This is a genomic window from Algibacter ulvanivorans, from assembly GCF_048381495.1.
GTDB lineage: Bacteria > Bacteroidota > Bacteroidia > Flavobacteriales > Flavobacteriaceae > Algibacter_B > Algibacter_B ulvanivorans.
On the sequence record NZ_JBLWGD010000001.1, the window covers coordinates 844,337 to 868,885 of the forward strand.

26 protein-coding genes are annotated in these 24,549 nt (G+C 32.0%); 13 read left to right on the top strand and 13 right to left on the bottom strand.

Going from position 1 to position 24,549, the window contains the following annotated elements; all coding sequences use genetic code 11:
* Position 1: 1 nt before the first annotated feature.
* On the bottom strand, positions 2-496 hold the full coding sequence (locus ACNG5D_RS03945; RefSeq protein WP_418182187.1) for an RNA polymerase sigma factor: 495 nt from the start codon (positions 494-496) through the stop codon (positions 2-4).
* Positions 497-716: 220 nt separating this feature from the next.
* Here ACNG5D_RS03945 and ACNG5D_RS03950 point away from each other — a divergent pair, with 220 nt between their 5' ends.
* Entirely contained in the window at positions 717-2,870 is a 2,154-nt protein-coding gene (locus tag ACNG5D_RS03950; RefSeq protein WP_418182188.1) for a TonB-dependent receptor, read from the top strand.
* 110 nt (positions 2,871-2,980) lie between these two features.
* On the opposite strand, the gene ACNG5D_RS03955 is transcribed toward ACNG5D_RS03950, so the two are convergent.
* The gene (locus tag ACNG5D_RS03955; protein WP_418182189.1) at positions 2,981-3,559 is read right to left on the bottom strand and encodes a YceI family protein; all 579 of its coding nucleotides are present in this window, start codon (positions 3,557-3,559) and stop codon (positions 2,981-2,983) included.
* A gap of 95 nt (positions 3,560-3,654) precedes the next feature.
* On the bottom strand, positions 3,655-4,239 hold the full coding sequence (locus ACNG5D_RS03960; RefSeq protein WP_418182190.1) for a Crp/Fnr family transcriptional regulator: 585 nt from the start codon (positions 4,237-4,239) through the stop codon (positions 3,655-3,657).
* 247 nt (positions 4,240-4,486) lie between these two features.
* On the opposite strand from ACNG5D_RS03960, the gene ACNG5D_RS03965 reads away from it, so the two are divergent.
* Positions 4,487-5,218 (top strand): energy transducer TonB, encoded by a 732-nt coding sequence (locus ACNG5D_RS03965; RefSeq protein ID WP_418182191.1) that lies wholly within the window; start codon positions 4,487-4,489, stop codon positions 5,216-5,218.
* Between the two features lie 65 nt (positions 5,219-5,283).
* Here the strand turns inward: ACNG5D_RS03965 and ACNG5D_RS03970 are convergent, their stop codons facing one another.
* Positions 5,284-5,682 carry a hypothetical protein gene (locus ACNG5D_RS03970; protein ID WP_418182192.1) on the bottom strand — a complete coding sequence of 133 codons (399 nt, stop codon included), beginning with the start codon at positions 5,680-5,682 and terminating at the stop codon, positions 5,284-5,286.
* A 157-nt stretch (positions 5,683-5,839) separates the two neighbouring features.
* Here ACNG5D_RS03970 and ACNG5D_RS03975 point away from each other — a divergent pair, with 157 nt between their 5' ends.
* Genes ACNG5D_RS03975 through ACNG5D_RS03995 form a run of 5 tightly spaced genes read left to right on the top strand, consistent with a single transcriptional unit; the run spans position 5,840 to position 9,226 of the window.
* Entirely contained in the window at positions 5,840-6,463 is a 624-nt protein-coding gene (locus ACNG5D_RS03975; RefSeq protein WP_418182193.1) for a hypothetical protein, read from the top strand.
* Between the two features lie 24 nt (positions 6,464-6,487).
* A complete protein-coding gene (locus tag ACNG5D_RS03980) occupies positions 6,488-7,825 on the top strand; it encodes a histidine kinase (RefSeq protein ID WP_418182194.1) in 1,338 nt (445 codons plus the stop codon).
* Between the two features lie 11 nt (positions 7,826-7,836).
* Entirely contained in the window at positions 7,837-8,139 is a 303-nt protein-coding gene (locus tag ACNG5D_RS03985) for a 2TM domain-containing protein (RefSeq protein WP_418182195.1), read from the top strand.
* 11 nt (positions 8,140-8,150) lie between these two features.
* A complete protein-coding gene (locus tag ACNG5D_RS03990) occupies positions 8,151-8,480 on the top strand; it encodes a 2TM domain-containing protein (RefSeq protein ID WP_418182196.1) in 330 nt (109 codons plus the stop codon).
* The gene (locus ACNG5D_RS03995) at positions 8,471-9,226 is read left to right on the top strand and encodes a LytR/AlgR family response regulator transcription factor (RefSeq protein ID WP_418182197.1); all 756 of its coding nucleotides are present in this window, start codon (positions 8,471-8,473) and stop codon (positions 9,224-9,226) included. The genes ACNG5D_RS03990 and ACNG5D_RS03995 overlap by 10 nt, the downstream gene beginning before the upstream one ends.
* 42 nt (positions 9,227-9,268) lie before the next feature.
* On the opposite strand, the gene map is transcribed toward ACNG5D_RS03995, so the two are convergent.
* The 3 genes from map to ACNG5D_RS04010 form a co-directional block, all read right to left on the bottom strand.
* A complete protein-coding gene (gene map, locus ACNG5D_RS04000; protein WP_418182198.1) occupies positions 9,269-10,033 on the bottom strand; it encodes a type I methionyl aminopeptidase in 765 nt (254 codons plus the stop codon).
* Between the two features lie 77 nt (positions 10,034-10,110).
* A complete protein-coding gene (gene lpxD, locus ACNG5D_RS04005) occupies positions 10,111-11,103 on the bottom strand; it encodes a UDP-3-O-(3-hydroxymyristoyl)glucosamine N-acyltransferase (RefSeq protein WP_418182199.1) in 993 nt (330 codons plus the stop codon).
* Between the two features lie 61 nt (positions 11,104-11,164).
* Positions 11,165-12,340 (bottom strand): LETM1-related biofilm-associated protein, encoded by a 1,176-nt coding sequence (locus ACNG5D_RS04010; RefSeq protein ID WP_418182200.1) that lies wholly within the window; start codon positions 12,338-12,340, stop codon positions 11,165-11,167.
* Between the two features lie 151 nt (positions 12,341-12,491).
* Between ACNG5D_RS04010 and ACNG5D_RS04015 the strand changes: the two genes are divergently transcribed.
* The 3 genes from ACNG5D_RS04015 to ACNG5D_RS04025 all read left to right on the top strand — a co-directional run bounded on the left by ACNG5D_RS04015 (position 12,492) and on the right by ACNG5D_RS04025 (position 15,140).
* Positions 12,492-13,172, top strand: a complete 681-nt coding sequence (locus ACNG5D_RS04015) for a DUF4331 family protein (protein ID WP_418182201.1) — start codon at positions 12,492-12,494, stop codon at positions 13,170-13,172.
* Positions 13,173-13,203: 31 nt separating this feature from the next.
* A complete protein-coding gene (locus ACNG5D_RS04020; RefSeq protein WP_418182202.1) occupies positions 13,204-13,764 on the top strand; it encodes a DUF4331 family protein in 561 nt (186 codons plus the stop codon).
* An 83-nt stretch (positions 13,765-13,847) separates the two neighbouring features.
* Positions 13,848-15,140, top strand: a complete 1,293-nt coding sequence (locus tag ACNG5D_RS04025; protein ID WP_418182203.1) for a tetratricopeptide repeat protein — start codon at positions 13,848-13,850, stop codon at positions 15,138-15,140.
* A 104-nt stretch (positions 15,141-15,244) separates the two neighbouring features.
* Here ACNG5D_RS04025 and ACNG5D_RS04030 read toward each other — a convergent pair whose 3' ends face one another.
* Together ACNG5D_RS04030 and ACNG5D_RS04035 are read right to left on the bottom strand one after the other, a co-directional pair.
* On the bottom strand, positions 15,245-16,306 hold the full coding sequence (locus ACNG5D_RS04030) for a serine hydrolase domain-containing protein (RefSeq protein WP_418182204.1): 1,062 nt from the start codon (positions 16,304-16,306) through the stop codon (positions 15,245-15,247).
* The gene (locus ACNG5D_RS04035; RefSeq protein ID WP_418182205.1) at positions 16,303-17,535 is read right to left on the bottom strand and encodes an exo-beta-N-acetylmuramidase NamZ family protein; all 1,233 of its coding nucleotides are present in this window, start codon (positions 17,533-17,535) and stop codon (positions 16,303-16,305) included. Before ACNG5D_RS04035 ends, ACNG5D_RS04030 begins: the two co-directional genes overlap by 4 nt.
* 10 nt (positions 17,536-17,545) lie before the next feature.
* Between ACNG5D_RS04035 and ACNG5D_RS04040 the strand changes: the two genes are divergently transcribed.
* The 3 genes from ACNG5D_RS04040 to ACNG5D_RS04050 all read left to right on the top strand — a co-directional run bounded on the left by ACNG5D_RS04040 (position 17,546) and on the right by ACNG5D_RS04050 (position 21,031).
* Positions 17,546-18,781, top strand: coding sequence for an ABC transporter permease (locus tag ACNG5D_RS04040; RefSeq protein ID WP_418182491.1), 1,236 nt, complete (start codon positions 17,546-17,548; stop codon positions 18,779-18,781).
* 161 nt (positions 18,782-18,942) lie between these two features.
* Complete coding sequence (locus ACNG5D_RS04045) at positions 18,943-20,301, top strand: pyridoxal-phosphate dependent enzyme (RefSeq protein ID WP_418182206.1); 1,359 nt, start codon at positions 18,943-18,945, stop codon at positions 20,299-20,301.
* A gap of 169 nt (positions 20,302-20,470) precedes the next feature.
* Positions 20,471-21,031, top strand: a complete 561-nt coding sequence (locus tag ACNG5D_RS04050; RefSeq protein ID WP_418182207.1) for a DUF2004 domain-containing protein — start codon at positions 20,471-20,473, stop codon at positions 21,029-21,031.
* 293 nt (positions 21,032-21,324) lie between these two features.
* Here ACNG5D_RS04050 and ACNG5D_RS04055 read toward each other — a convergent pair whose 3' ends face one another.
* From ACNG5D_RS04055 to ACNG5D_RS04070, 4 genes are all read right to left on the bottom strand, one after another.
* Positions 21,325-22,128 carry an anti-sigma factor gene (locus ACNG5D_RS04055; RefSeq protein ID WP_418182208.1) on the bottom strand — a complete coding sequence of 268 codons (804 nt, stop codon included), beginning with the start codon at positions 22,126-22,128 and terminating at the stop codon, positions 21,325-21,327.
* Position 22,129: 1 nt separating this feature from the next.
* Complete coding sequence (locus ACNG5D_RS04060) at positions 22,130-22,660, bottom strand: RNA polymerase sigma factor (RefSeq protein ID WP_418182209.1); 531 nt, start codon at positions 22,658-22,660, stop codon at positions 22,130-22,132.
* Positions 22,661-22,736: 76 nt separating this feature from the next.
* A complete protein-coding gene (gene argE, locus ACNG5D_RS04065; protein ID WP_418182210.1) occupies positions 22,737-23,894 on the bottom strand; it encodes an acetylornithine deacetylase in 1,158 nt (385 codons plus the stop codon).
* Between the two features lie 9 nt (positions 23,895-23,903).
* Positions 23,904-24,527: a YceI family protein gene (locus tag ACNG5D_RS04070; protein ID WP_418182211.1), complete on the bottom strand. Its 624-nt coding sequence runs from the start codon at positions 24,525-24,527 to the stop codon at positions 23,904-23,906.
* Positions 24,528-24,549: the final 22 nt, after the last annotated feature.

Consider the following 24,549-nt stretch of genomic DNA (forward strand, 5'->3'; position numbering starts at 1 on the left):
GTTACGGATTTAATATGGTTTTAAGCTTGGTTTTTATCCTGTTCATTTTCACGCGGGCATTTACTTCGCTTATACCTAATGTTTCGCTAATTTCTCTATAGTCTTTGTCTTCTAAATACAAGAAAACTAATGCTTTTTCAATGTCGTTTAGTTGGTGTACGGCTTTGTAAAGCACTTTTAGTTGTTGTTCTTCGGTGTCGTCATACTCTTCTGCTTTTATTTTAAATTCTACACCGGCATAATCTTGTGTGTTTATTGTGCGTTTCGATTTTCGGTAAAGTGTTATTGCCGTATTTAATCCAACACGATACATCCAGGTACTGAATTTTGCATCGCCACGAAATTTGGGGTATGCTTTCCAGAGTTGAATGGTAATTTCTTGAAATAAATCATTATGGGCATCATAATTATTGGTGTACAAACGGCAAACTTTGTGCACTATATTTTGATGCTTTTCTAATAATTCTACAAAACTATGTTCTAGTTCTTTATTCAATGGTATGGTTTAGTTACTATAGTATGTAGTTAATTTTTTTAAAATGTTACATAGATATGAAAATAAATTTAAAAATAGGGTATTTTCAATTCGTCATGTAAAATTTACAGTTCGGTAACTAAGAGTTTTTAAAATTAAAATGGTGCAGCATTTTTGTTCTGTTAATACGAATTTAATAAAAACAATCAATCAAAAATCGAACAGTAAAATTTAGTTAATCATGAAAAAAATAGTTTTCATTCTTATCGCTTTAATTAGTGTTAAAGTATCTGCACAAACCGTAATTAGCGGGAAAGTTTTAAATTTAAAAAATGAACCTATAGAGGGCGCAAATATTTATTTAGAAGGAACTTATGATGGTAGCACATCTGGTACTGATGGTACATTTTTATTTGATACTACAGAAACAGGAACACAAACCTTAGTGGTCTCGTTTATGTCTTACGAAACTTATACAATGGTAGGCGATGTGTCGTTTATGAATGCTGTAACGGTAAAACTTCGAGACGATGTAAGTACTCTAGATGCTGTTGTGCTTTCGGCAGGAACATTTTCGGCGGGCGATAATAGTAAAGTAAGTGTATTAAAACCGCTAGATGTAGTAACTACAGCAAGTGCACTAGGCGATTTTGTTGGTGCTTTGCAAACATTGCCAGGAACCACAACCGTGGCCGAAGATGGTAGGCTGTTTGTACGTGGTGGTGGTGCCGACGAAACTCAAATTTTTATTGATGGTATTCGTGTATTTACCCCATATACGCCTACAACTAATAATGCGCCTACAAGAGGCCGTTATTCGCCTTTTTTGTTTGATGGTATAACCTTTTCTACAGGTGGCTATTCTGCCGAGTTTGGGCAGGCTTTGTCTAGTGTATTGCTTTTAAATACTATTGATGAGCCAGACCAAGAGAAAACCGATATTGGTATTATGAGTGTTGGAGCAACGCTAGGAAATACTCAAAAATGGAATAAAAGTTCGTTAAGTGTTAATGCTTCGTATATTAATTTAGAACCTTATAATGCTATTTTTAAAAATAGAAACGATTGGATAAAACCTTTTGAAACCCTATCTGGTGAAGCTGTTTTTAGAAAGAAAACCAACTCGGGTTTATTTAAATTGTATGGTGCTTTTGATGCATCTAGTTTCGAATTGATTCAAGAAGATATTAACCAGCCTGATGGCGCATATTTTAAATTAAATAACAATAACTTTTATTTAAATGGCTCGTATCAAGGCGTAATAAACGATACATGGTCTGTTTTTGGAGGCTTAAGTTATACACATGCTAATAATAATTTAAATATTGTTGAAAGCGATATTGATAACACCGAAAACTCCATTCATACTAAGGTAAAGTTTAAAAATAGAATTAGTAACAGACTGAAACTGTATTTTGGAGCAGAATATTTTGCTACCAATTTTGATGAAACTTACCAAGACCAAACTATTAATAAAACAAACTACGGTTATAGCAACAATATAGCCGCCGCTTTTGCCGAAGCCGATATTTTTATTTCGAAAAATTTAGCCTTTAAAGCAGGGTTGCGAGGTGAGTACAGCGAGCTGTTTAAAGATTTTAATGTAGCCCCAAGATTATCTTTAGCCTATAAAACAAATAATAAAAGTCAAGTATCTTTAGCCTATGGAAATTTTTACCAAAACCCAACAAGTAATATTTTAAAGTTTAATAAGGCTTTAAAAGCCGAAAACACATCGCATTACATACTAAATTATCAATATAATGCAGATAGGAAGATATTTCGAGCAGAAGCTTATTATAAAAAATATAATAACTTGGTAAAATACAATACAGAATTTGCAAGTTTTGATAGTGATTATAATAACAATGGTAATGGTTTTGCAAAAGGTGTAGATTTATTTTGGCGAGATAGTAAAAGCATTAAAAATTTCGATTATTGGTTAAGTTATTCATTTTTAGACACCAAACGAAATTATCAAAATTACACCGCTAAAGCCCAGCCTAATTTTGCAAACACACATAATTTATCTGTAGTGGGTAAATATTGGATAGATAAGTGGCGCAGTCAAGTAGGTGTAAGTTATGCCTATGCTTCGGGCAGAACGTATACAAACCCTAATACAACAGGTTTTTTAAATGAAAAAACAAAAGCTTTTAATAGCTTAAGCTTAAATTGGGCATATTTAATTAGCCCGCAAAAAATACTGTATGCTTCTGTAAATAATGTATTAGGTTTTAAAAATATTAATGGCTACCAATATGCAAATGCCCCAGATGTAAACGGAACGTTTAACAGACGTGCTTTGCAACCAGCAACCGATCAGTTCTTTTTTATTGGTTTCTTTTGGACCATTAGCGACGATAAAAAAAGTAACCAACTTGATAATTTATAATACGTTTGCATAATATTCTATTAATTAATAGTTAGTAAAAAGCACAGTTTAATTAAACTGTGCTTTTTGTTTTGTGTATTATAAAATGATTTTTAGAGGTTTTATCAATATTAAAATTCTAAATCGGCCACTAAATCAAAATCATCATGAATGGCTTTGTCTTTAAGTCCATCAAAGAAACTAGCAGAGCCATATTTTACACCAAATTTAGTTCGGTCTATTTTTAAAGCGGCATTCGCTTTATTACCATTAACAGAAATATTTAATGTTATAGATTCTGTTTTGCCTTTAATAGTTATATTTCCTGTAACTTGATAAGCATTTTTTTTAGAAGCCTTTACTTTTGTAAAAACTAAAGTTGCTGTCGGGAAATTTTCAACACCAAAAAAATCGTCAGATTTTAGGTGTCCTTCTAGTTTGCCTTTATACTCGCCTTCTAAGTCTGTACAAGCCATACTTGTCATGTCTATTACAAATTTACCGCCTGTTAATTTGTTGTTATTAAAAATTAAGTGTCCAGACTTAATATTTATAATACCTTCATGAGAACCGGTTACTTTATAACCTTTCCAAACAACTTTACTGCTTTCGGTTTTTATTTCTTTTTTTTCTTCTTTAGTGTTTGTAAAAGATAGTGTTAAAATAGATACAATAGCAACAACCACTATGTTTTTAATTGAATTTTTCATTTTTATTAATTTAAAATTTGTTTTGCAAAATTCTAAAACAATATAGCTAATTAAAATAAAGAAGATTAAGAAATGATGTTAATCTAGTTTAATATTTATTGCGTTTTAGCAATTTGGTTTTTAATTTTACTTAGAAATTCTTTAGTAATACCAAGGTAAGAAGCAATCATGTATTGGGGCACGCGTTGGTCTATTTTAGGGTAGGTTTCTTTAAAAATAATGTAGCGTTCTTTAGCAGAAAGGCTAAAGTTTCTAATAATTCGTTTTTGTGATGCTACAAAAGCACGTTCAACAATTTTTCTAAATAGTCGTTCTAGTTTTGGGATTTTAGCATATAATTCCTCAAAGTTATCAAAAGTAAATTGAATAAGCTCTGTGGGTTCTAAAAACTGCACATTAAAATCGGCAGGAGATTGAGTTATAAAACTCCCCAAATCTGAGGCCCACCAATTTTCAATAGAAAACATAATAATATGCTCCATACCATTATTATCCATATAAAATGTTTTTGTACACCCCGAAATAATAAAATTAGCACTTCTGCATACATCGCCTTGTTGTACTATATATTGGTCTTTTAAGTATTTTCTATATGTAATTTTAGATAGTAAAAAGGCTTCCTCTTTAGCAGTTAACTTTATGTAATTATTTATATAATCTAAAAAAGGTTTGCTATGCATAAACTAGGTTTAACTGAAATCTGAAAAAAATAAATAGTGTATAACGAAATTATACTTTTTTAATCATTAAATCAAGCTACGCAAACTTACATTAAAGCATGCCATTTTGGTGTTTGTAATGTGTTGTAAATTGATAGGCAGATTTTTTATTGTGATATGACAAATGTCATAGTAGTTTTTATCATGATATGATAATTTTGAGTAATGAAATTAAGATGATTAATTCAATCAATTAAAACTAAATGTCATGGAAGCAAAAAAAAATCCAAACCTAGAAATAGGACGAAATAGCAGCATTTATTTTGCTATTGGGCTAAATATAATGCTGTTTTTATCTTGGCAAGCTTTAGAATACAGAACTTACGAAAAAAACGATATAACCATTGATTTTGTTGAAATGGAGAGTGAGTTTGAAGAAGAAATTCCAATAGTAAACACAAATACACCGCCGCCACCGCCACCACCAGCTGCCGTGGTTCAGGAGTCTATACAAATAGTAGATGATGTAGAAGAGGTTGAAGAAACCGTTATTGAAAGTACCGAAATAGGGCAGGATGATGCCGTTGAAGAGCGCATTATTGATGTTACAGAGGTAGAGGTTGAAGAGATCGAGGAGGATGTTCAAGTCGCTTTTGCTGTAATTGAAGATGTGCCTGTATTTCCGGGTTGCGAGGGGCTTTCAAAACAAGCAACTAAAGATTGTTTTCAGAAAAAAATGCAAGAACATGTTGCTGCTAATTTTAATTACCCCCAAACAGCCTTAGATTTAAGAATTCAAGGACGAGTATCAGTAGTATTTATTATAGATAAAACAGGGCATATTACAGGAATAAGATCTAGAGGTCCAGATAAAATTTTGCAAAACGAAGCCGAACGTATTATTCGTATTTTGCCTAAAATGAAACCAGGCTTACAACGCGGGAAACCTGTAAAAGTAGCTTACGCTGTGCCTATTTTTTTCAAATATCAAGAAGGCTAATTAGTAAAATTAAAATTATGTGTGGGGAAAAGGTAGTCTAAATTTTTTTTAGGCTGCCTTTTTGTTTAATTCCAATGTTTTACCGCATCGTTGTGTAAAATTACTTTCCTAAAATCTTTTGGTTTTTTATGGTTCATTAACTTTATGCCACCACTTTGTTTAATAAGTTTTTCAAAATTATTTTCGCTGGCATTATATAAAGCTTTGTTTTTGTAAGTTGTTATTAATATAAAGCTATAAGGTGTTTTTGGGGTAGATTTAGTTTCTAAAAGGTTATAACTTTCTATATATCCTTGTTTTATGGCCTTAATGCGTAATTGTTCCCAATTGTTTTGGTAATAAAATAAGGCTTCAGTTTTGTTGTTGTTTAAAACTTCAACATAATCTATCATAGACAGGTTGCTGGTTTGGCTATAACTAAAAAACGATATTAATAAAACAAATAAGAGCAAAGTGTTTTTCATGAGTATTTATTTAAAATAAGTTTCAATTTAAACAATTGATACTTTAAAATATAAGGGTTTAACATTTCAGCAACAAAAAATAACAGTTCGGTAAATTGGTTTTTAAAAACCTTTATTACTGTTAGATATTTGTTTCATCAATAAAAAACAAACACTTATGAAACATTTTATTTTAATTGCAACATTATTAATTTCTAGTTTGGTAACCGCTCAAACTAATTATGAAAAAGGGATGCAAAAAGCTTTTGATTTATGGACAAAAAATGAACCTGTAGAAGCTGCAAATTTATTTGAACGTATTGCAAAAGCAGAACCCGATAATTGGCTGCCACCTTATTATGCGGCGCAAATTAATATTCTTTATAGTTTTGGGTTGAAAGATGAAGAAAAGCTGTCTGCTCAATTAAGTAAAGCACAAGACTTAATAAACGATGCTACAGCCATTTCAAAAGAAAACCCAGAGATAATGGTTTTGCAAGCGTTATTACATACGGCTTGGGTGGCTTTTGATGGTGCTACTTATGGCATGACATTGTCTGGTAAAGTTGTAGAAATTTATACAAAGGCAGGCATGTTAGATCCAGAAAATCCAAGAGTTGTTTACTGTAAAGCCGAATGGGATATTGGCGGAGCAACATATTTTGGGCAAGATACTACGCCGTTTTGTAAAGAACTTGACCGCGCCTTAGAACTTTTTGCTAACTTTAAACCAGAAACACCTTTTTACCCTAATTGGGGTGCAGACCGAGCAAAAATGCTTGCTGAGTCTTGTGGAAAGTAAAATTAAATAGAACTTATAATTATTATGACTAAATCGACTAAAAATATTATTATAACCTTTATAATAGGCTGCATAGTTTTTGTAATTGGCAATTTATTATCTGGAGGTTTCGATTTTAAAAATGTAAACGATTTTTTAGTCGATTTTGGTTTTTATCAATTGTATGCTTTTGTGCTGGGGTATTCCAATATGTTTTTTTTCGATTATATGGAAACCAGACCATGGAAAAAGAAAAGCAGTATTAAACGTATTGTTATAGGTATACTAGGCGCAACTCTTATAACCTTAATTGGGTTGTTTGTGTTAAGAGCTTCAACTTATATAGTTTATGGCGGAACATTTAGTCAATTTATAGAAAATGAAAAATTTAAGCATTATCAATTTGGCTTATTGGTTACATTAGTAATAGTTGTTATTTTCCATTTTGTATACTTTTATAATAGGTATCAACAAAATAGGATTAAAGAACAAAAGGTAATTGCTGGTACGGCAAGTGCTAAGTTTGATGCTTTAAAAAATCAATTAGATCCGCATTTTCTTTTTAATAGTTTAAATGTTTTAACAAGTTTAATAGAAGAAAATCCGGTTAGCGCTCAGAAATTTACAACATCACTATCTAAAGTGTACAGATATGTTTTAGAGCAAAAAAATAAAGAATTGGTTACTGTAAATGAAGAGTTGCAATTTGCAAAAACATATATGTCTTTACTTAAAATGCGGTTTGAAGACAGTATTGTTTTTTCCATGCCTGAGCAAGCCATAAATCCAGAGGCCAAGGTCGTGCCATTATCATTACAGTTACTTTTAGAAAATGCTGTAAAGCATAATATGGTAACCTCTAGTAAACCTCTTACTATTAAAATTTATGAAAACCAAGGCAACTTAGTTGTAGAAAACAATTTGCAACCCAAACAAATAGTAAAAAAGAGTAGCGGCGTTGGGTTAAGTAATATAAAACAACGTTATGGTTTATTAACCAATAAAAAAGTAAATATAAACAAAGAAGCAAACCGTTTTGCTGTAGCAATACCTATGCTTACTAAAAAAATATCAGTCATGAGAACAGAACAAACCACATCAAAATTAGACGACAGTTATGTGCGAGCACTAAATTATGTAGACGAGCTTAAAGGCTTTTATTATAGCTTAATATCTTACTGTTTAGTTATTCCTTTTTTAATTTTAATTAATTATAAAACCTCATGGGATTTTCAATGGTTTTGGTTTCCTATGTTTGGTTGGGGTATTGGGTTAACTATACAAGCTTTTAAGGTATTTGTAAACGATGGCCCTTTAGGAAGAAGTTGGGAAAAACGCAAAATGGAAGAGTTTATGAATGATGATAAAAACAACTGGGATTAAAAACAAAGATTATGGAAAAATTACCAGATTTAGAAACCGAAAAAAAATACGAAAGAGCACGAAAGCGTATAGCCAAAATAAAAGGGTTTTATCAACATTTACTTGCTTATTGCTTGTTTACTCCTTTTACAATTTTTATAAATTATAAAACTTATTGGGATTATAAATGGTTTTGGTTTTCGGTAATAGGATGGGGCATAGGCTTAGCAATTCATGGCTTTGTGGTTTTTATGCATAAAGGTAAGCTAGGTAGCCAATGGGAAGCGCGTAAAATAGAAGAATTAATGCGTAAAGACGAACACAAATGGAATTAACTTTTAAAATTATGGAAACAAATAAAATAGAATTATATAATACAAAAGAGCATGAAAAAGAACAAGCTTATGCTCGAGCAAAAAAACGAGTAAACGAGCTAAAAGCCTTTTATTGGCATGCCTTTTGGTATATTGCAGTTAATGTTTTTTTAATTAGCATAATTGTTTTAAACGGTGGTAGTTTATGGCATTTTGGAACGCTTTCTACGGCCATTTTTTGGGGTATTGGTTTAGGATTTCATGCGTTAAGCGTTTTTGGTAAAAACTTAGTATTTAGCAAGTCTTGGGAAGAAAGGAAAATTAAAGAATACATGGATAAAGATAAAAAACAATGGAAGTAATTATTATTGAAGACGAAAAACCATCGGCAAGGCGTTTACAGCGTATGCTTAAAAATTTAGATTTAAATGCCGAAACCATGTTGCATTCTGTTGAAGAATCTATACAATGGTTCCAAGATAACAAGCATCCCGATTTAATATTTCTTGATATTCAGTTAAGTGATGGTTTGTCTTTCGAGATTTTCGAAGCTATCGAAATAAAATCGGCCATTATATTCACAACAGCTTATGATGAGTATGCGCTTAAGGCTTTTAAGTTAAATAGTATTGATTATTTACTAAAACCTATTGACGACGACGATTTGGCTATTGCTGTAGAAAAATATAAAGCACGAGCGCCGCAAAAGCAGGCAGTAACACTCGATTTTAACGATATAAAAAAGCTGTTAGTAAACCCATTAGATAGAGCGTATAAAAAACGATTTTCGGTAAAAGTAGGGCAACATTTAAAACTTATAAATATAGACGAAATAGAGTGTTTTTTTAGCGAAAATAAGGGCACATACTTACATACAACCGAAGGTAGAAACTATCTTTTAGATACAACCTTAGAGCATTTAGAAAACGAGTTAGAACCTCAAACTTTTTTCCGTATTAATCGCAAGTTTTTTGTAAACATTAATGCTATAAAGGATATGGTAAGTTATACCAATTCGCGTTTACAAATAAAGTTGAATTCTTATAACGAACAAGATGTTATTGTAGCTAGAGAACGTGTAAAAGATTTTAAAGGCTGGTTGGAATAATAGGCTATAATTAAATTTAATACAGAGTTTAAATAGCTAATTTTAATTCCATATTTTGTTCGATTTGGTTAAGATAATAGGAGATTTATCGGTTATTAATATGGTTTGTTCGTGTTGGGTAATATAACCTCCTTTGTTTCCTACTAAAGTCCAGCCATCGCTTAATTCTAAAGCAACTGTAGATTTTGTAGCGATAAAAGTTTCAATAGCTACTGTAGTGTTTTTTTTAAACCTTTCTTTATTGGTTTTAACACGGTAATTTAAAATGTTTTCTGGGGCTTCATGTAAACTTCTTCCAACACCATGACCTGCTAAGTTTTTAATAACCTTATAGCCGTATTTTTTTGCTTCTGTTTCTATTAAATATCCAATATCAGATATTTTTACACCACCTTTTATATTGTAAATAGCTTTACGTAAAATGTTTTTGGAAGCATCAACAAGAGGTTGATGGTTGTAAATGTCTTTACCAAGTACAAAAGAGCCTCCATTGTCAGACCAAAACCCATCAAGTTCTGCAGAAACATCAATGTTTATTAAATCTCCTTCTTTAAGTATTGTTTGTTTTGAAGGAATGCCGTGAGCAGCTACTTTGTTTAAACTAATACATGTATAACCAGGAAAACCATACGTTTCATACGGGGCAGATTTAGCACCATAACTTTTTAAAATTTCGCCACCGTATTCATCTAATTCTTTTGTAGACATACCAACTTTTGCATATGCTCTCATTAATTTTAGTGTAGTTGCAACAACCTCACTAACTTTTTTCATTCCTTCTAATTCAGATGCTTTTGTTATTGACATTCGGATGTGTTTTATGCGAATATATTATTTCTTTAATAAATACCTTTTTATGTTTTATAAAATTAAGAGTTGTAATGCTATTTTTTAGCAAGTCTTCTCATAACTACCCATTGTTTAAGCATATCTCTAGAGTCTTGTGCTGGGTAGCCTAAAACTGTAGCTCCGGCTTTAACATCGCCAACTACTCCAGAACCAGCGCCAACAGTAGCTCCAGAGTGAATGGTTGTGTGGTCTTTTATAGAGGCAGAGCCACCAATAACAACACCATCACCTAAAGTTACAGAGCCAGCAAGACCACTATGCCCTGCCATAATGCAAGAGCGCCCCATAACGCTATTATGTGCTATTTGTACTAGGTTGTCTATTTTGCAGCCATCACCAACTATGGTACTGCTAAATTTGGCTCTATCAACACAAGAGTTTGCACCAATTTCAACATAATGCCCTATAATAACATTTCCTATTTGAGGTATTTTTGTTAACCCATTACCATCGTCGCTAGGTCTGTAACCAAACCCATCGGCTCCAATACTAACATTGGTATGGAATATACAGTAGCTGCCAATAATACAGCGTTCTCTAATAACGGTGCCAGACCAAGCTATGGTACTGTTACCTATTATAGTTTCGTCAAAAATACAAACATTTGGGTATAGCGTTACATTATTTCCAAGTTCAACATTTTTACCTATATAGCAATTGGCCCCAATTTTGCAGCCACTACCAATTTTAGCAGTTTTGTGTATTACTGCTGTTGGATGAATATCGGTTTCAAAAACAGGAGCAGGCGGATTAAATAACTCTAAAACTTTTGCCATAGCCAAATCTGCATTTTTTACTTTAATTATAGCTCGGTTTTCACCAGGTTCTATGTCTAAGTTGTCATTTACTAATACCGCGCTTGCCTTAGACTCTGGCCAGTATTTAAGATATTTGCTACTTCCTATAAAAGTAATGTGGTTTGGTGTAGCGTTTTGTAGTTGTTCTGGGCCTTCAATGCATTGCGTAGTGTTGCCAATTAATTCACCTTTTAAAAGGTTATTAATTTGCTTAATAGTGTAAGATATCATGTAAATGGTTTAGTTAGTGTAATTGTAAAGCTAATAGAAAAAAAATAAAAATTAGTGTTTTTTACTCATCAATTCTATTTTCATCAAATGCAGAAGGTAGTAATTTAGGAATAAATTTTACAACTAAGGGTAATAATAATGCACCGCCAGGAAGTAAAAAAATAGCGAGACTGGGTATAGATTTAAAAATATCTAGAAGTTGTTCTTGTACTTTTTTCTGTTCGTCTTTATTTAAATCTCTAACGGTAGATTGTGTAAGTAAAACCATAAGCTCCTTACTGTCTTTTAACTCTTGGTATAAACGTTTGCTGTTCCTGCTAATAAGTTTATTAACCATTTTACTAGAGTTATTGTAAAAACTCTGTACAACGTTTTTAGAGCTTAAAAGGGCTATGTTGTTTTTATTAACGGTATAAAATTTATTGACAACTTTTATAGATTTGTGAGTTTTTGTAATACTTAAATTTAAATCGTTACCAAGCTTTTCTAAAAAATGTTGTTCTTCAATATCAATCATTTGGTCGCTCCAAGTGGCCATGCAAGCAATGTCTAGTATATAATATTTTTCAAGTTTAGTTTGTACGTTTTTAATCGCTTTATTATAGCCTAGAGGTGTGTTGTTTTGGTAGCGTAAGGACGATTCGAAAAGTTTAATTAAACTATCATCGTATTTACTTTTTATTTCTTTAGCGTTTAATACGTCTAGAGAAATTGATGTAATTGATGCTTCAATTTTTTTTAAATACTTTATAACTAATATATTTTTGTTTTCTATAAAAGTTTTATAAGCTAAAACATCTACAAATAAAAGTGCATTTATAATAAAGTAATTAAAGTTTTTGGTAAGTACATTAGCATCAATTTGAATACGTTTATGTATTATTTTTTCTAATTGCTCTTCAGATTTATTGCCGCCTAATAAACCTTGAAGAAATGATGTTTTAATAGAATCGATACTTTTGTAAAAGTTAATAACGCTTTCAATAAAAGGTACTTCGCATTTGGCATTACTATGGGTATAAAAAAGAGCTAAGCATAAATTTGTTTTACATAATTCTTCTTCTGTCAAGTCTTTTTTTAAAACAACTTGATTTACAACATCTAAATTGCTGCCATAAATAAAACCGCAAGACCTTAAAGATTCATAAAAAATATCTTCATTGTATTTTAAAAAGCGATCATTTTTGGCAATCTCTTTAAGTAGCTTTTTTATCCAACCAGAAGATGAAGGGTTCATAACTTAAATTTCATAATAGAATGTAAAATTAAACTTTTAACTGAATAAACAAGTTCTTTTTTCTTTAACATAATTTTAACAAAACCGCTATTTCTTTTTTTTCGTAGGTATGGCAGAGAGTGAAATTAACAATAACAAAAATCTCAAAAACATGAAGAATTTAAAAAGAACATTAGGAATTGGAGTAATAGCGGTAGCTAGTTACTTTATTATTGCTGCAGATCATATTGATGCACCAGCAGTACAAGGCGGTAATAGTGATATTACAGACTTTTATGCCTTTCAAGGTGAAGATACAGATAATTTAGTTTTTGTAGCAAATTTACAAGGCTTGTTAAGCCCAATGAATACTGGATCTGCTACGTTTAACGAAAATGTATTAGTAGAGTTTAATATAGATACCAATCAAGATAATATTGAAGATTTGGTAATTCAAGCCATTCCTAGAAATGGAAAAATGTATTTCTTTGGTCCAGTTGCACCATCTCAAACAGGTTTAAATAGTACCATTCAAACCAGTTCTACAGTTGGAGGTGTTGTAGATATAACTGCTTATGGCGAAGCTGCAAATATAGCAACGGTAGGTGGCATGACCTTTTTTGCAGGCCCTAGAGACGACCCATTTTTTATGGACTTTACAAGATTTACTCAAATTTTAACACCAGGTGATGACGATGGCGATGGCGAAGAGGAAACAGGTTTTTTACCAGAAGGATCGGCAACCGATACTTTTGCAGGCACCAACGTTATGTCTATTGTTGTAGAAGTGCCAAAAGCTATGATTGGTGGCTCGGGTAAAATTAATACTTGGGTAGAGTCTAAAAGAAAATAATTGAAATTAACCTTATTTAAACTATATAATTATGAAAAATATAAAAATATTAACCTTGGTGTTAACCGCTTCGCTAATGGCATTTAACTGTACAGATAATGATGATAACGATAATGTTGCCATGTTAGGCCCAGACTTTTCAGGAACATACATGCAAGAAGACCAAATGGGTAGACCTGCAGTAAATACCGTATTTAATGCAAGTGCAGATAAAGATGCATTTAATGTAACAGAACCATCTGCCCAAAACGCAGCATTTCAAAGTAAATTTGAAGCTAATTTATTAGGTTTAAGTCCAGCTTATGCAGATGGCGGATTAAATGCACTTGGGCAAGATGCAGCAGCATTTACAGGGCTTTTAGCTACCGATGTTTTAAACGTATCTCTAGATGGCAAAACCACTTTTTATGATGGTGAACCTGCAAACACACTTTCGGGTAGAGCTTTAGCCGATGATGTTATTACCGTAGAATTATTGTTAATTTTTGGTGGCGAAGATTTTTCTGAAAACCCAGGATTGTCTAATGATAATGTGAGTGCAAATGATAAAGACTTTTTAATATCATTTCCTTATTTAGCTTCCCCTCATTAGAAGTTAAATATGACTTCTGAAATATGATGTAAATCGTATTTCAGAAGTTTTTAAAATCAAACAAACATAAAAACATTACACACATGAAACATCACACACATATCGTATTTATCTTTTCTTTATTGCTTATAGTAAGTTGTAATAAAAAGGATAAGCAAATAACAAATACAGCAGATTATTCTAAATATATAGCACAAGTAGATAACGAGATGTTGCAAGTTGTTAAAGAGGATTTTAAATTCTGGGAAAAAAAGCTAGAAAAAGATCCAATACAATTTCCTTATTTAGCTAAAGCTGCAGCATCTCAATCTCAAATTTTTAACAAAACAGGAAATATTAAAGCTTTAATTAAAGCCGAAACTTTGTTAATTAAATCTAATAAGGCTACACAATATAATAACGCTGGTTATTTAAGGGCTTTGGCTAGAAATTATGTGTCTCAGCATAGATTTAAAGAAGCACTAAAACTTTTAAAAAAAGCAGAAACCAATGGCGAAGGTTTAAAAGGAACACAAAAAATGTTGTTTGATGTACATTTAGAATTAGGACATTTTAATGAAGCTAAACAATATTTAGAAAAAATAAGAAGAAAATCAGATTTCGATTATTTAATCCGATTATCAAAATGGGCAGATCATAAAGGTAATTTAGAAGCAGCCATAAAGTATATGGAGCAAGCAAAAAATATTGCCGAAGCATCAAACGTACCAGCAACAAAACAATGGGTGTATACTAATTTAGCAGACTATTATGGTCATGCAGGAAAAATTAAAGCTTCTTATAATCATTATTTAAAAGCTTTAAAGTTAGATCCAAACAATGCTTATGCCAAAAAAGGCATTGCATGGATTGTATATTCTTACGAGAAAAACCCAGATCAAGCCCTTTATATTTTAAATGAAATAAATAAAACATACAATGCCCCAGACTACCATCTTTTAAAAGCAGAAATAGCAGAGTTTAAAGGCGATTTAGATTTAAAAGATAAAGAGTTAGAATTATATTTTAAGGCTGTTAAAAATGCTAAATATGGTGTTATGTATAATGCATACAATGCTTTACTGTATGCAGAAAATAAAAAACAAACAGCAAATGCACTAAAGCTTGCAAATGTTGAAATTGAAAACAGACCAACACCACAGTCTTACGATTTGTTAGCGTGGACTCATTTTAATCATGGCGATGTAAAAGAAGCATTAAAAATTATAGAAAAGCATGTGGTTGGAAAAACCTCAGAGCCAGATGTGTTGTTTCGTATAGCACAAATATATAAAGCAAATGGTAAAACAAATCAAGCTAAACAGTTAAAAGAAGAATTACTTGAAAGTGTTTTTGAGCTTGGACCACTTATGGAAGCTGAAATAAAGAATATATAAAATGTTTGGTTTGTTTTTAGAAAACCTTATTGAAGTTTTGATATTTTGAGGGTTTTTGTTTGATTGGAAGTGCTTGGTTACAGAAATGTAATGGAGCACTTTTTTTATTCAATAAATACAGATTCTAAGGCTTCTGCAAATGCATCCATTTTTACTCCAGATTTATTGGTTAAAACAGCTATAACTAAACCTTCTTTTGGGTAAATTAATAGTACCGTAGAGGCACCAACACCACCACCTGTGTGGTAATACTTGTAAGTGTTGTTTTTGGTAAAATTAACAGAAAAACCAATGCCATAACCAGTAGATTTTCCAGATTTTAATTTTTGTGGAGTTAGTATTTTAGACAATGCTTTTTTAGATACTGTTTTAGGCAAGATGATTTCTTCTCCAAATTTAATTAAGTCTTCAGAGGTTGATAAAAAGCCTCCGCCAGCTACCTTATACTCATTGGCTACAGGCGTAGAAAGTTTACGTTTTGCTCTGTAGAAATGAGTTGTATTTGGGTTGTTTAATTTAGAATCATCTAACATTGTGTTAGTCATACCCAAAGGGTTAAAAACTGTATTTTTAACTAAATTATTAAAATCTGTTTGGGCTGCTTTTTGCATTATTTCGCTAAGTAAAACATAGCCAAAGGTGTTATAAGAAAATTGAGTTGATGGTTTAAATAACAGCGAGTCGTTTTTAAATAAATTTAAACCTTCGGTTATCGACATTTTTTTGTTTAAAGTAAACTCATTGCCTTTGTAATGCCTTATGCCAGCTAGATGCCCGCCTAATTCTTTAATATTAAAATCGTAAGTGTTCTTGGGGTAATTTGGTAGGTAATTATAAATACTATTATTTAAGTTAATAGTGTTATTATCTACAAGTTTAGCAAGAGTTAAAGCTGTAATAGATTTTGAAATACTTGCAATTCTAAAAAGTGTTTTATTGGGTTCTACTTTGGTTCTTGGTTTTCTTTTAGCATAACCAAAACCTTCAGACCAAATAAGTTGTCCTTTTTTAGAAACAGAAATAGACATTCCAGGAATACCTTGTTGTCTTAAAAACTTTTTAGCTTTTTTTCTTGCGGTTTTTATTTTATAATCTGTTGTGTTGGTATTAAGGTTAAACCCAACAGAAGTTAAAAAAAGTATAAGCGAGGTTAATAATGTTTTCACAGATATAATAAATATTTTTTTCTAGTATTTTTAAAATTTTCTAATTCAGTTTTCCAAGAGGCTTTAATCTCGTTTTCGGTTAAACCAGCTTCAATTTGTTGTTGTAGTTTATGGGTTCCTGCATGTTTTGTAAAATTATCGGTGTTAAAAAACAACGATTTGTCAGTTGCGTTTTGGTAGGCTTCAATAATCCATTTAAGTGTCATACCATTATTTAAAACGTCATCTTTTAAATCTTTACCATAACAAATGGAATTTTTATGTTTTGGGTGTTTAGCACCAAAGTTAGCTATAGGCGTATAGTTAAATTTATACACTTCTTTATTTAAAAAGGGTGCGCCAAATCTTTGAAATTGAAACTCTGTTCCACGCCCAGCATTTACATTAGTGCCTTCAAATAAACCAAGACTAGGGTATAGTTTTATAGATTGGTCGTTAGGTAAATTGGGAGACGGCCTTATAGCCAAACTATAAGGCGTATTATGGGTGTAATTCTTAATAGTAATAATATTTATATTGGCCGTTACCCCATTTTTTAGCCATTTTTCGCCATTAATCATTTTTGCATATTCTCCAATAGTCATACCATGCACTAAAGGAATAGTATGCATACCTAAAAAACTTCTATTTTCAATTTCTAAAGTAGGTCCATCAATATAATGCCCATTTGGGTTAGGTCTATCAAATATTAAAACAGGTATATTTTGTTCTGCACAAGCTTCCATAATATAATGTAGAGTCGAAATATAGGTGTAAAACCTAACACCTACATCTTGTATATCGAATATAACAATATCTAAATCAGTAAGTTGCTCTTTAGATGGTTTTTTGTTTTTTCCATAAAGAGATACAATTGGTAAATTGGTTTTAGTGTCTATACCATCTTTAACCAGTTCGCCAGCATCAACTTTACCTCTAAAACCATGCTCTGGCGAGAATACTTTTTTAACATTAACGTTTAGCGATATTAACGAGTCTACCAAATGCGTATAACTAGTATTAGTCTTAAAAATAACAGACGTTTGGTTAGCAATAATGCCAACACGTTTCCCTTTTAAAATGGGTAAATAAGCAAGGGTTTGGTTAGCTCCAACCACAACCATGCTGTCGGTTTTAACAAGCTTTACAATTTCACTTTCGCTATTCATGGTATTTTTTGCTTTAGAAGCACAAGAAATCATGACTAAAACAAATAATAAAACTGTATTTTTGAAAATATTAAATCTCATAGAGTATCTTTTGAATTACGAGTTTTTTATAGCTAAACGCATTATTGGTAGTAAAGCGTATAAAAGTAGCATATCGGCACCAATAATAAAAATTGGTATTGCGGCAATTGCTATAGGTATTATAGTTATGATGGTAACAGTAGCTATAAGTTTAGGCTTGCAGCAAAAAATACGCGATAAAGTTGCAGCGTTTAATGGGCATGTAACCATTACAAATTACGATAGTAATAACTCTCAAGAAAGTGTACACCCAATATCTATACATCAAGATTTTTATCCAGATTTTAAAGCTGTAAAAGGTATAAAGCATGTGCAAGGAGTAGCATCAAAATTTGGAGTTATTCGTACCGAAACCGATTTTGAAGGCTTGTTTTTAAAAGGTGTAGGCGCAGATTATAATTGGAGCTATTTTAAAAATTTTCTTGTAGAAGGCCAATTACCCGATTACACAAAAAAAAGAAACGAAAATGTTTTAATCTCTAAATACCTAGCAAACCGATTAAAATTTAAAGTAGGCGATAAGTTCCAGATGGTTTTTGCTAAAAACGACCCCGAAAAACTCCCCAACATTATAACATATACCATTTCCGGAATTTTTAACTCGGGCTTTCAAGACTTAGATGCCCAATACCTTATAGGCGATATTCGTCATTTACAACGCATTAATCGTTGGGAAAAAGATCAAATAGGCCATTTCGAGGTTTTTATAAATAATTATAACGAACTACAAGAAAAAGGCACACAAATACACCAAAATATATCATCGTTACTAGATTCGCAAACCATAACAGACAGGTATGCTTCCATATTCGAATGGATTAAAATTTTCGATAAAAACACCTACGGCATTATAGGTATTATGATATTAATAGCAGGGTTTAATATGGTAACCGCATTACTAGTTTTAATTCTAGAACGTACCAATATGGTAGGTGTTTTAAAAACACTAGGAAGCAGTAATTGGAGCATCAGAAAACTATTTTTATACAACGCCTCTTACCTTATTCTATTAGGCCTGTTTTGGGGAAATGTATTAGGTTTAGCACTCCTATTTGCACAAAAATATTTTAAATTTTTCCAGTTAAACCCAAGTGTTTATTATGTAACAGAAGCCCCAGTATATATAAGTTTAGGGTATATATTAGCATTAAACATAGGCACGTTAATACTCTGTTTACTTATGCTGCTATTGCCATCGTACATTATTACAAAAATAGCGCCAGTAAAGGCAATACGTTTTAATTAGTATTTTTTTTGGGCGTTACCACAAGGGTCGGGCTTTCACTACTCGCTGCCTTCTAAGGTCGGCGAGCTCAAACACACCGTTCAATCCCTAACGCACATAATAACTAACTTTTAACATTTATCAACGGGCTTTTTAGTACTTTTGAAACATTATAAAAAACTATGGATTACGCAAAAAACATACTAGAAACAATAGGCAATACGCCATTGGTTAAGCTTAATAAACTAACACAAGATTTACCGTGTTTAGTGCTTTCAAAATATGAAACCTTTAACCCAGGAAATTCTACAAAAGACAGAATGGCTTTAAAAATGATAGAAGATGCCGAAGCCAACGGAAACCTAAAACCCGGAGGTACCATTATAGAAGGAACATCTGGAAATACCGGAATGGGCTTAGCCTTGGCAGCCATTGTAAAAGGTTATAAAATGATTTGTGTAATAAGCGATAAGCAAAGTAAAGAGAAAATGGATATTCTTCGTGCTGTAGGCAGTAAAGTTGTAGTTTGCCCAACTAATGTAGAGCCCGAAGACCCAAAATCGTATTATTCAACCTCAAAAAGATTAGCCGAAGAAACGCCAAATTCGTGGTATGTAAACCAATACGATAACCCTAGTAACGCTCTAGCACATTACGAAAGTACAGGCCCAGAAATATGGAAACAAACCCAAGGAAAAGTAACACATTTTGTAGTTGGAGTAGGTACAGGCGGAACCATTTCTGGTGTAGGTAAATATTTAAAAGAGCAAAACCCAAACGTTAAAATTTGGGGTATAGACACCTACGGGTCGGTATTTAAAAAATATCACGAAACAGGTATTTTTGATGAAAACGAAATATACCCATACATAACAGAAGGTATAGGAGAAGATATATTACCAAAAAATGTAGACTTTAGTGTTATTGATGGTTTTACAAAAGTAACCGATAAAGATGCTGCTATCTACACGCAAAAATTAGCCAAAGAAGAAGGCATGTTTCTTGGTAATTCGGCAGGAGCAGCAATAAAAGGATTGTTACAATTAAAAAAACATTTTACGAAAGACGATGTGGTAGTCGTACTTTTTCACGATCATGGAAGTCGTTATGTAGGTAAAATGTTTAATGACGAGTGGATGCGAGAACGTGGTTTTATAGAAGACAATATAACTTCGGCAGCAGATTTGGTTGCAAGCCACTCAGAAAAAGGATTGGTTACAGTAAAAACAGAAGAGCTCGTATCTCATGCCATAGAACGCATGAAGGCACATAAAATATCGCAAATTCCAGTAGAAGATTCAACAGGTTTTGTAGGTGCTATTGATGAGGCCGATTTGTTAAGAAAATATATTGAAAACAAAGACATATCCAACTTGCCCATTAAAGACGTTATGCATAAACCATTCCCGATAGTAGAAAAGCATGTGCCAATAGAAGATATTTCAAAATTATTTAATAAAGAAAATAATGCAGTTCTTGTTAAGCTAGAAAATGGTAAATATCAAATTATTACAAAGTACGATATTATTAGTGCGCTGTAAATAGCTATTAGTTATTTAATGCATAATTTAAATGTGTTGTTTATGGCTTAAAATTGGTAAAGCAGTATTTTATTTTTACATAAGTTCATCATTATTATAAGCTAAATTAATTCTTTACAAAAATCTACTGTTATTACTAGTTGGCTATAATCTGACCAAAAAATCGCAAATGGGAATATTTGACTTTTTCAAAAAGAATAAAGAAGAGACTGAAAACAGGAAAGCAGAAATCCGAATTTTAGAAAAACCTGATTTTACACAAATTGACATTGAAAAATTGGAGGATTATTATGATTGGACGTTGAATTATGGAAAGCGGAAATTGAACTTGGATTTAAACTTTGAAACCGAGTCGACAAATCAAGCTGAATTAAATCAAATTATAGAATTCGTAAAAAAGATACCTGAATTTGATAACCAAAATTGGAATTACATAAAATCGGACTTTGAGCAAGACGTTAGTATGACATCAGACTATCTGAATTTTTATCTTGACGAACTTGATGAAAGTGAATTAAGTGGAATTATTGACTTGAAAAATCGAAAAAAATCGAGGAATAGTCTTTTAATGGAACAACTGAACTTAATAAGAGTTGGAATTTATCCACAAGCTTCTTATTTCGCAACATTTGACTATTCGATTGACATTGACGGAGAACCTTGCAATCAGCTTTTAGTTTTGAATATTAACCAAGATGGAACTTTAGACTATATAACGTGGGAAAGTTGAGAAGACTACAGCTAACAATGTATAACCGCAATTACGGCGGATTCGACTACGTCAGAATCCACTCGGAATTGCTAACGTCTGTGCTAAACCGAAAAATTTACGTACTTTAATCCGTAACTGACGGTTATACGAAACCGTTGTGTTTAATTATAACCCGTCCTGAATAAAGGTTACATAATTTTAAACATTATGTATAAAATGTACTTGCTATTAGCTAGATTGATTGTAAAAGCAACGTAATTACTCATAGCTGAAATGGCTATATATCTTTGATTGTAGATAGTAAAGCTAAATTAACCAGCACTAACAACACCCAAAGTGTATAATTGATTCATTGTTGGTGTTGGGCTTCCGCCAGCAGGCTCTAAAGTAATACCAAAAGCTTCACTTTTATTTGGGTTTTGTATTTCGAATATTTTATTAGTATCGGTGCTAAAACTATCAATAGTTCCTAAACTGGTTGGTGTTAAAGGTGTTAATGTTAACGACCAAACTTGGTATACTTTGCCTTCTGGTGGGGTTGGTAATCCTTGAGCATCTAAAAAAATACGGTCGGAGTTTTTGTCCCAATACACTTTGGCGTAAGTATTAGTAAAATTGCCTTGACCAGCCAATGGTACTTTAGTAATATTATCATCACGTAAAACACTTATTAAAACGTTAGCTTCATCTAAACTGTTTTTAGAGTTTGCTATTTGTGTTTCTAATAAATCTTGTTGTGTTTTAGAAATTTGAATTTCAGATTGCAATTCGTTGTTTTGGTTTGTAGTCCATAACAAGCCAGCCGCTAATATAATTGATGCTGCCCAACCCGTATAAGTTATCCAATTGTATTTAGGTTTAGCTATAGAAACAACTTTAGTATCATTATTATTAAAGCCTAATACATGTTTAATGCGTTGTAATATATGATTGTTGTCTCTTTGCGATGTAGAAGCTGTTAGTTTTACTATGGCAGCTTCAATTTCTAAAACTTCTTGTAAAATTTCAGGATGTTTTTGCATAAGCGTGTAAACCTCTTCATTTTCTTTTTCAGAGAGTGTTCCTGCTACGTATAGCTCTAATATTCCAGATTCTATGTATGTCTTTATATCCATGTTAATTTAATACCATGTTTCTAAGTTCTTGAATACAATTTCTATTTCTTGTTTTTATTGTGCCTATGGGCATATCAAGAGTTTCAGATGCTTCACTTTGCGTATATCCTTTAAAGTATAATAATTCAATAACTTCTTTACATTTTTCGGCAAGTTTACCAACAAATTTTTTAATACCAATGGCATCGGTTTTATTGTCTAAATTTTCATTGCCTTCAATAATATCTACGAAGAAATCTGAGTTGAGGTTTTGTTTCGTATTTTTAAATGCTTTTGATCGTGTTTTATCAATAGCAGCGTTTCTAGAAATATTTAAAATCCAAGTAAAAAATCTACCTTTTTTAGCGGAGTAGCTATCTGCTTTATGCCAAGCTTTAATAAAAACATCTTGCATAACTTCTTCAGCAATATCATGGTCTCTTACAATATTGTAAATAACACCATGCATGCTATCGCTATACATATTGTATAGGGTTTCAAACGCTTTTTCGTCTTTATTCTGAAAATTTTTTACAAGAGTTTCTAGTTGCATTTATTAATGCTTTTCTTTTTATAGATTTTTGGTGAAGTTAACTTTTTATTTTTTTGAAAACAAAAAATACTAAGTATCAAGACAAGGTTTCTAAATGCTTAACTAGGTTTTTAATCATGGTTACGCCTTTATTTAGTTGGTCTTTTGCAATAAATTCGTTGGCTCTATGGGCTTGTTTTATAGATCCTGGTCCGCAAATAATACTTTCGAAGCCCGCATTGGAAAAATGGCCAGCTTCTGATGCGTAAGAAACAGTACTCCATTTATAGTTTCCTGTTATTTTACCTATTAGTTTTACGGCTTCAGATGTTTCGTTGGTATTTAAGGCTGGAACTATAGGGTGGTTTTCAACCACATCAATTTTAAAGTTAGGAAAAATAGAGCGTTGTAGTGTTTCTCTGTTTGTACAGTAGTTTAATAAATCTTGGTGTAGTTGGTTGGCGTTATCTTGAGGTAAACAACGAATGTCTATAGATAGAGTAGCTTTGTTTGCAATGATGTTGGCGGCAATACCACCATTTAAGGTGCCAACATGCAATGAGGTGTGTGGTGGTGTAAAGCGTTTGTCTTTACTAGTTTGTATCAGGTTGTTCATTTTCTCTTCTGCCCAAAGTACTATTTTTGCTGCTTCGTGTATGGCACTTACTTCTTGTTTTATACGGCTGCTGTGGCCTTGCGAAGCGTTTATAGTAATATCTAATATATGAATGCTTTTTTGCCCAATAATAGGTTGTAGCATTGAGGGTTCTCCTATTATGGCAAATTTTGGTGTTTCAGAATATGTTTTTTTTATATTCTTAATAAGAGCTTCGGCGGCTAAACAACCAATTTCTTCATCATAAGTAAAAGCAAAATAAATGGGTTTTTGTAGTGTAGTTTTTGTCATTTGCGGCAAAACCGATAGGCAACAGGCCAGAAAACCTTTCATGTCGCAACTACCTCTTGCGTATAAATTTCCGTCGTTTTTATCAACCAATTTAAACGGATTGGTAGCCCAAGGTTGTTCGTTTACGGGAACCACATCGGTATGGCCAGAAAGAATAACACCGCCATTATTTGCAGGCCCTATTCTACAATGTAAAGATGCTTTGGTATGAGTTTCATTAGGAACTAACGTCGTGGCAATACCAAAGCTTTCTATGTAATTTTTAATCCAATTAATAATTTCTAAATTACTATCGCCACCTAAAACAGGAAATGATACTAATTTTTCAAGAATTTGTTGGGCGGTCATCAAAGGATTTTAGTTTTTTCTTAAATAAGTACTTACTTCTATAGCAACATCCTCCCAAGTTTTACTAACACCATCTGGACCTTTGTGCAAATCAAAACATACTTTGTTTAAAGCTTCTAGGGCGTTAAGGGCATCCCAGTCTTTTAAATTCATAACACCATTTAATGTAACACGTCTTTCTTCTGTAATTTTAACATCTAAAGGTAAGTTGTTAGTAACCCCATTCATTGTTAAAGTTGCTATATAGTTGTTGTTAGTAACTTTAATAGTACCTTTAATAAATTCTGTATCTAGCATAGAACCAAAAAACGATTCTTTAATTTTGGCATCTCTTGTGTTAGTAGCATCATTAGTAAATAAACTACTTATTGGGATAGAGAATTTTAAATTGTTTAAGGCTTCTTGAGCTGTAGAACCAGACTTAGCATCAAATTTTATTAATTTAAATATGCCTCCAACCCCTTTCTTTTCTGTTGTTTTATAGGCAGTCCATGTAATAGATGTTGCTTCGGGTTTAACTACAAATTTTTTTGTTGTAACTACTTTTTCTTCTGTAGCTTTAGTGTCTTTTTTATTGTTTTTGCAAGCAACAATTAAGGTTAATGCTAATACTAAAAAGCTAATTTTTTTCATTTCGATTATCGTTTTTTGAAGT